At 72.0% G+C, this 6,474-nt stretch carries 5 protein-coding genes; all 5 read left to right on the top strand.

Annotated features, from left to right (window positions below):
- The first annotated feature begins 338 nt into the window (after positions 1 to 338).
- The 5 genes from AC0666_RS33430 to tpg all read left to right on the top strand — a co-directional run bounded on the left by AC0666_RS33430 (position 339) and on the right by tpg (position 6,459).
- Positions 339 to 1,013 (top strand): ScbR family autoregulator-binding transcription factor, encoded by a 675-nt coding sequence (locus AC0666_RS33430; protein ID WP_468974399.1) that lies wholly within the window; start codon positions 339 to 341, stop codon positions 1,011 to 1,013.
- Positions 1,014 to 1,276: 263 nt separating this feature from the next.
- Positions 1,277 to 2,545, top strand: coding sequence for a ParA family protein (locus AC0666_RS33425; RefSeq protein ID WP_478709041.1), 1,269 nt, complete (start codon positions 1,277 to 1,279; stop codon positions 2,543 to 2,545).
- A complete protein-coding gene (locus tag AC0666_RS33420; protein ID WP_478709040.1) occupies positions 2,542 to 3,513 on the top strand; it encodes a ParB/RepB/Spo0J family partition protein in 972 nt (323 codons plus the stop codon). Before AC0666_RS33425 ends, AC0666_RS33420 begins: the two co-directional genes overlap by 4 nt.
- A gap of 174 nt (positions 3,514 to 3,687) precedes the next feature.
- Positions 3,688 to 5,895, top strand: coding sequence for a telomere-associated protein Tap (gene tap / locus AC0666_RS33415; protein WP_478709039.1), 2,208 nt, complete (start codon positions 3,688 to 3,690; stop codon positions 5,893 to 5,895).
- Positions 5,896 to 5,904: 9 nt separating this feature from the next.
- On the top strand, positions 5,905 to 6,459 hold the full coding sequence (tpg, locus tag AC0666_RS33410; RefSeq protein WP_468974391.1) for a telomere-protecting terminal protein Tpg: 555 nt from the start codon (positions 5,905 to 5,907) through the stop codon (positions 6,457 to 6,459).
- The last annotated feature ends 15 nt before the right edge of the window (positions 6,460 to 6,474 follow it).

The raw sequence follows: 6,474 nt of genomic DNA, 5'->3' as shown, positions 1-6,474 counted from the left end.
GCGAACGCAGTGAGCGCCCTTGACGGCCCGGCCAGCCCCGGAAGGACAGTGGACTGCCGGGACGCCCCCGGACTTTCTCTGATGCCGGGGGCGGGCATCCCGACCACCCCGACCACTTAACGGCGTTAACGCCGTTAACGCCCTCCGCCCCTTCACCGTCGCCAACGCCGCCCCTTAACGCCGTTAACGCCCTCCCCCGAAAAAATACTTGTCGACTGGTTTTCTTCGCCCCCATCCCACAAGATGGAGCCCGACGTCCCATCAGACGCCAGCACGACACGAACAAGCGGCACCAGCGGCACCAGCAGCACCAGCGAAAAGCACCAGGAGACACGCACATGGCAAGGGCCCGGCAGGAACGTGCCGAGATCACCAGGCAGGCGATCCTCGACGGCGCAGCCATCGCTTTCGACCGGTGCGGCTTCGGCGGCACCAGCCTCAGCGACGTGGTCAGGTACGCCGGTGTCACCAAGGGCGCGCTGTACTTCCACTTCCCCTCCAAGGAAGCCCTCGCCCGCACCCTGATGGAGGAGCAGTTCCAGGTCTCCGAGGGCGTTCCCGCCATCGAGGAGCCCGGCCTGCAGACGGTCATCGACCTGACGCACCAGATGGCGTACGGGCTGCGCACCAACGTCCGTATCCGCGCCGCGATCCGCCTGGTCATCGAGTTCGGCTCGTTCACCAACCCCGACCCGGCCCCGTACAACACGTGGATCGACACCTGCCACGCCTGCCTGACGCCGGCCCAGGAGCGGGGCGACGTCCTCCCGGCGCTCGACGTGTACGACCTCTCCACCTTCCTCGTCGGCTCGTTCACCGGCATCCAGGTCACCTCCCACGTCCGTACCGGCCGTGAGGACCTGCACTCCCGGGTCATCGACCTGTGGAACCTGTTGCTCCCGGGGATCGTGCCCGCGCACCGCATCTCCGACTTCGACCCGGCCGGCTCGCCCGAGTGCCGGGCCGAGCTCGGTCTGGCACTGCCCGACGCCTCGGCGGTCCCGGTCGGCTGACGACGTATCCAGGGCGGCCTCGCACACGCCGTGGCGAACCACGGGGGTGCTCGCTACGGCGTGTGCGAGGCCGCCCTGTTGCGTATCCGCCCCCGCTCCACCACGGTCCAGGCCGATCCGGGCCGTCCCAGAGCCGCAGCAGGGACATTCCGGCCGATCCAAGGCCGCTCCACCCCCCGTTCCCCACCCCCCGCACCCACTTCGTTAGCAAAACTCAGGCGTGGCGCCCACACGCGGTCTCGAACGTTAGTAAAGTCCCTCTCATGACTTCGCCCTCGTCCCAGAGCGACCGCGAGAAGGTCGTCTCCAAACTCGCCCCGTGGCTCCGCCAGGAGTTGAAAGTCCGCACCGCCCAACTCGGGGTGGACATCCAGGACGCCGTCCACCAGGGCATCGCGCACTGGCGTGCGCTCGCCTCGGCCCCCTCCCCCGTCGACACCTCCGGCGCGGAATCCTTCTCCACCTGGCTGCCCGCCGGTCAGTGGGACTCCTTCCGCGCCGACTGCAAGGACCGCGGCGTCTCCCTCATCCAGGGACTGGCCCAAGCCGTCCGCCTGTGGCTGGAGATGAACCCGGCCCCCACCGTCAAGCGGCCCTCCGTCGTACGCCGCATCGTCGTGTGCAACCAGAAGGGCGGCGTCGGCAAGACCGCCATCACCGCCGGTACCGCAGAGGCCCTCGCCGAGGACCCGGAGACCCTCCACCCGGTCCGCGTCGCCCGCCGGCCCGCCCGCCTCTCGGGCGCCGAGGAGAGCGACGGGCACCCCTCGGAGCCGACGGGGGCAACCCCCTTGGACCTGGAGGACCTCCCGGGCCTCGGCATGCGCGTCCTGCTGGTCGACTTCGACCCGCAGGGCCACCTCACCAAGCAGCTCGGCCAGCAGCCCCTGCCCATCGGCGGCGACAGCCTCACCTGCCACATGGCCGGCGAGGCCAAGGGGCCCCTCGCCGACCTGGTCGTCCCCATCCCGGACGCACGCTTCGGCGACCGCCTCCACCTGCTCCCCGCCTGCACGGACGCCTTCCTCCTCGACGTGCGCCTGTCCACCGTCCGCGCCCGCGAGGCCGCCCTCGAACGAGCCCTGGCACCCGTCGAGTCCGACTACGACGTCATCCTCATCGACTGCCCCCCGAGCCTCGGCCTCAGCATGGACGCCGCCATCTACTACGGCCGCCGCCGCGACGCCGAACAGCCCGGCGCTTCCGGCGCGCTGATCGTCGTACAGGCGGAGGACTCCTCGGCCGACGCGTACGACCTCCTCACCTCCCAGATCAACGACCTGCGCGACGACCTCGCCCTCGACATCGACTACCTCGGCCTGGTCGTGAACCTCTACGACGGCCGCCGCGGCTACATCGCCACCTCCTCCCTCCAGGCCTGGAGGGACATAAAGGATCCGCGGGTCGTCGCCGTCGTACCCGACCTCAAGGAACAGCGCGAGGCCGTCCGCGTGAAGCAGCCGCTGTTCGTCTACGCGCCCAAGGGCGACCAAGCGGTCGCGCTGCGGGCCCTCGCAAGGGAGATCTCATGAGCAAGGCCGACAAGCTCGCCGTCTCGGCATCCTTCGCCCGCGCCCAGCCCGTCGGCGTCAGCTCCCGCCGCGCGGCCATCGCGGAGGCCACCGGCGCTCCCACCTCCGGGGTGGTCCCGCCGTCCGAGGTCCCCATCGAGGCGCTCGCGCACAACCCGTTCAACCTCCGCGAGGACCTCACCGAACTCGACGAGCTGGCCCAGTCCCTGCTTTCCCGGGGTCAGCTCCAGCCGCTCGCGGTCGCCACCCGTATGGCGTTCATGGAGGCCCACCCGGGCCAGACCGACGGCCTCGGCCGCGCCCCGTACGTGGTGATCGACGGCAACCGGCGCCTCGCGGCCGCCCAACTGGCCGGCCTGAAGACCATGCACATCCACGTGAACGACGCCCTGTCGGCGTCGGCCGCGGACATCCTCGAATCGGCCCTCATCGCCAACATCCACCGGGTGGACGTGGCCCCGATGGACCAGGCCCGGGCCCTCCAGGAACTCGTCGACGTCCACGGCTCCCAGGCGCAGGTCGCCAAGCGGCTGGGCAAGACGGCCGCCTGGGTCTCCCAGAGGCTGGCCCTCCTGAACCTCACCCCGAGTCTCCAGGAGAAGGTCGACACGGGCGAGCTCAAGGTGGAACCGGCCCGCCGCATCGGGCGCCTGCCGCAGGCGCAACAGGAGGCGGCGGCCACCGAGACGATCAGCGCCGTGAACCCCCCGCGCCAGCGCACCCACCCGGACCCGACCGTTAACGGCGTTAATGCCCCCACGCCGGACCCGACCGTTAACGGCGTTAATGCCCCCACGCCGGACCCGACCGTTAACGGCGTTAATGCCTCCCCTGCCTCGGCTGCCTCCGCGGCGCCCCGGATCACGATCGCCACGGATTCCCCGGAAACGATCGCGGACGCCCTGGCCGCCCACCTCACCCCCGACGACCTCAAGGCCGTCACCGAGCTCCTGCTGACCCGCATCTGAATGCACGGACGCCGGACCGCCACCACGGACCGGCACCGGAACCCACGCCGGGACCGGCATCCGGACGCCGACGAAGGCGTTAACGGCGTTAACGCCGTTAACGCCCCACGTGCGTTTCATGTGCGTTCAGCCGTGCGCTTCACATAGGCTGCCCCCCGGAGGTACGCACGCACCATGCCCGACGAACAAGAGAGCCTCTTCGCTGCAGTCGACGCCCTGCTCGAAGAAGCGGCCGCTCAGGACCCGCTCCCGCATCCAGACGAGCGCAAGCGCCTGCGGGAAGCCGCCGGTCTGAGCCAGGACCAGATCGCCAAGGCCCTCTCCGTACGCCGCGAAACCGTCACCTCCTGGGAAACGGGCCGCACGGCCCCGCGTCCCCCCAAGCGCGCTGCGTACGCCCGCCTCCTGGAAGGCCTGGCCGCCCTCCACCCCGTCGACGGCATTAACGGCGTTAACGCCGTCAACCCCACTACGGAGCCGACGGCCGCCCCGGCGCCGACCGCTACCCCTAAGCCGCCGACCGTCCCGGGCCCCGGGCCGGAGCCCCAGCCCCAGCCCCAGCCCCGGGAAGAGCCGCCCGGCGAAACACCGCCGCACCACACCACCACCACCCCCACCCCCCGACGGACAACCCCCCGACGGACAACCTCCCGACCGGCAACCCCCCGGGCCGCCACCCTCCCTCCCCCCACCCCCCTGGAAGGCAACGGCCCCCTCCTCGTCCTGGACGGCACCGACCGCGCCCACGCCGCCCGCGGGCTCCTCCTCGACCTCCCCCCCAAGGGCCGCACCGACCTCCCCACCCTCATCGCCTGGGCCCTCGGCCCCGACGCCGACCTGCGGTCCCCCCGCCTCCACCGCAACGGCAAGGACGGCGACCCGCTCCTCGTCCTGACCGCCGCCGCCACCGAGGCCCTCGGCCTCCCCGACGCCCTTGAGGACCGGCGCGCCCTGCGCCTGCCCGACCACCACCCCGTCCTCAAGCAGCTCGCCAAGAGCAAGTGGCAGCTGACCCGCCGCGGTTTCGGCCCCTGGCCCCGCATCTACCGACCGGCCACCGCCGCCACCGGCCGCCAGTGCGTCCAGCTGGCGATCCTGCCCTGGGGCGCCCTGGACCCCCGGGCCTGGGGCGAGCACACCGCCGACCTCCCCGCACCGGAGCTCGCCGAGGTCCTCACCACGTACGCCACCCGCGTCCTCACCCCGCGCGGCTCCACGGCCGTGACCGGCCTGGAGCTCATGACGGCGCTGCGCCCGCCCACCCGCGCCGCCCGCAACCCCGCCACCAACACCTGGGAGTCCGCGCCCGTCCCCGGCTCCCTCACCCGCCCCGTCGACCCGGCTCCCCCGGAGGCCCCCGATGAGCATCCGGTGGTCGCCGCCCTGTACCCCCGCGCCCACCAGCGCACCCCGGACCAGGTGCTCGACGAGGAGGCGTACGACTGGTTCCGCGACCCGGAGCTGCTCACCGACGCCGAGTGCGCCCGCACCCACGCCGTCGGCATCGACGTGAACATGGCCTTCGCGGCCGCCGCGAACCGCCTCACCGTCGGTCTCGGCCCGGCCGTCCACACCACCAGCCCCCGCTTCGACCCGAAGACCCCGGGCTGCTGGTTGGCGGACCTGTCCTCCCTCCCCCTCGACCCGCGCCTGCCCAGCCCCTTCACCCCGCACGGCAAGCCCCCCACCGGCCCCGCCTGGTACGCGACCCCGACCCTCGCCTACGCGCAGGAGCTCGGCCACACCGTCCACCCGACCGAGGCCTGGCTCCGCCCGGACCACGGCTCCTACCTCGACGCCTGGTACACCCGCCTGCGCGACGCCTACATGGCCACCATGGCCGACCTCGGCATCACCTCGGCCCTCTCGGAGACCGAGTTCCTGACCGCCATGGCCACCGCCCCCCAGCACCCGGGCACCGCCACGCTCAAGCCGGTCCTGTCGGCCATCAAGTCCACCGTCAAGGGCGGCATCGGCAAGCTCCGCGAACGCCCCCAGGGCGCCGGCTACCGCCCCGGCGAGCCCTGGCCCGCCCTCGAACGCCCCACGTGGCGCCCCGACATCCGCGCTGCCGTCATCTCCACCGCCCGCGTCAACATGCACCGCAAGATGAACAAGCTCGCCACCGCCGCCGGCCAGTACCCCGTCGCCGTCCTCTCCGACTGCGCGGTCTACCTCTCCGACGGCCCGAGCCCCCTCGACTTCCTCCCCCGCACCCCCGAAGGCAAGCCCCTCCCCGGCGGCTTCCGCCTCGGCGTCAGCCCCGGCATGGTCAAGCACGAGGGCACCCAGCCCCTCCTGTGGGCCGTCCAGATGCTGGACGAGGGTCTCAATCCCGCCCGCCACATCAAGGGCCACGACGCCGCCGCCGACGGAGAGTAAGAAGCAGACATGGCCAGCATCGACGACAGCCTCAGCCGCGCCGACGAACTGCACTTCACCCGCCCCGTCCCCAAGTCCGCGGGCGCGCAGATGCGCTTCCTGGTCAAGCAGCTCAAGTCCACCCGGGAGGCGGCCCGCCTCCTCGGCATCTCCCAGCGCACCGTCGAGCGCTACGTCAGGGACCAGCTCAGGCAGCCCAAGCCGGCTCTCGCCGCCCGCCTGGCGACCGAGGTCCGCCGCCGCTGGCAGCCCCTGGTCCGCAAGCGCGCCCGCGAGCAGGCCGCCCGCCAGACCGGCCTGGTGATCGAAACCCGGGCCCGCTTCGGTTTCACCGCCGCCCCCGGCACCACCGACGACGGCCGCATGCGCCGTATCACCCAGCACCTGCCGCCGCAGTACGCGAGCCGCCTGTTCGCCGCCCAGGAAGCCGGCGCCCCCGAGGCCGAGCTCCGCGCCATCGCGGCGGAAGGCCTCCAGGAGATCTACTTCAAGGACAGCGGCGCCCGTGCCACCAGCCTCCTGGTCGAGTTCACCGACATCGACTACGTCGACTTCGCCTTCTGAAACCCGGTCGGATCT

It is taken from the genome of Streptomyces sp. NPDC043680 (assembly GCF_056436685.1).
This window is presented reverse-complemented; position numbering and strand designations above follow the sequence as displayed.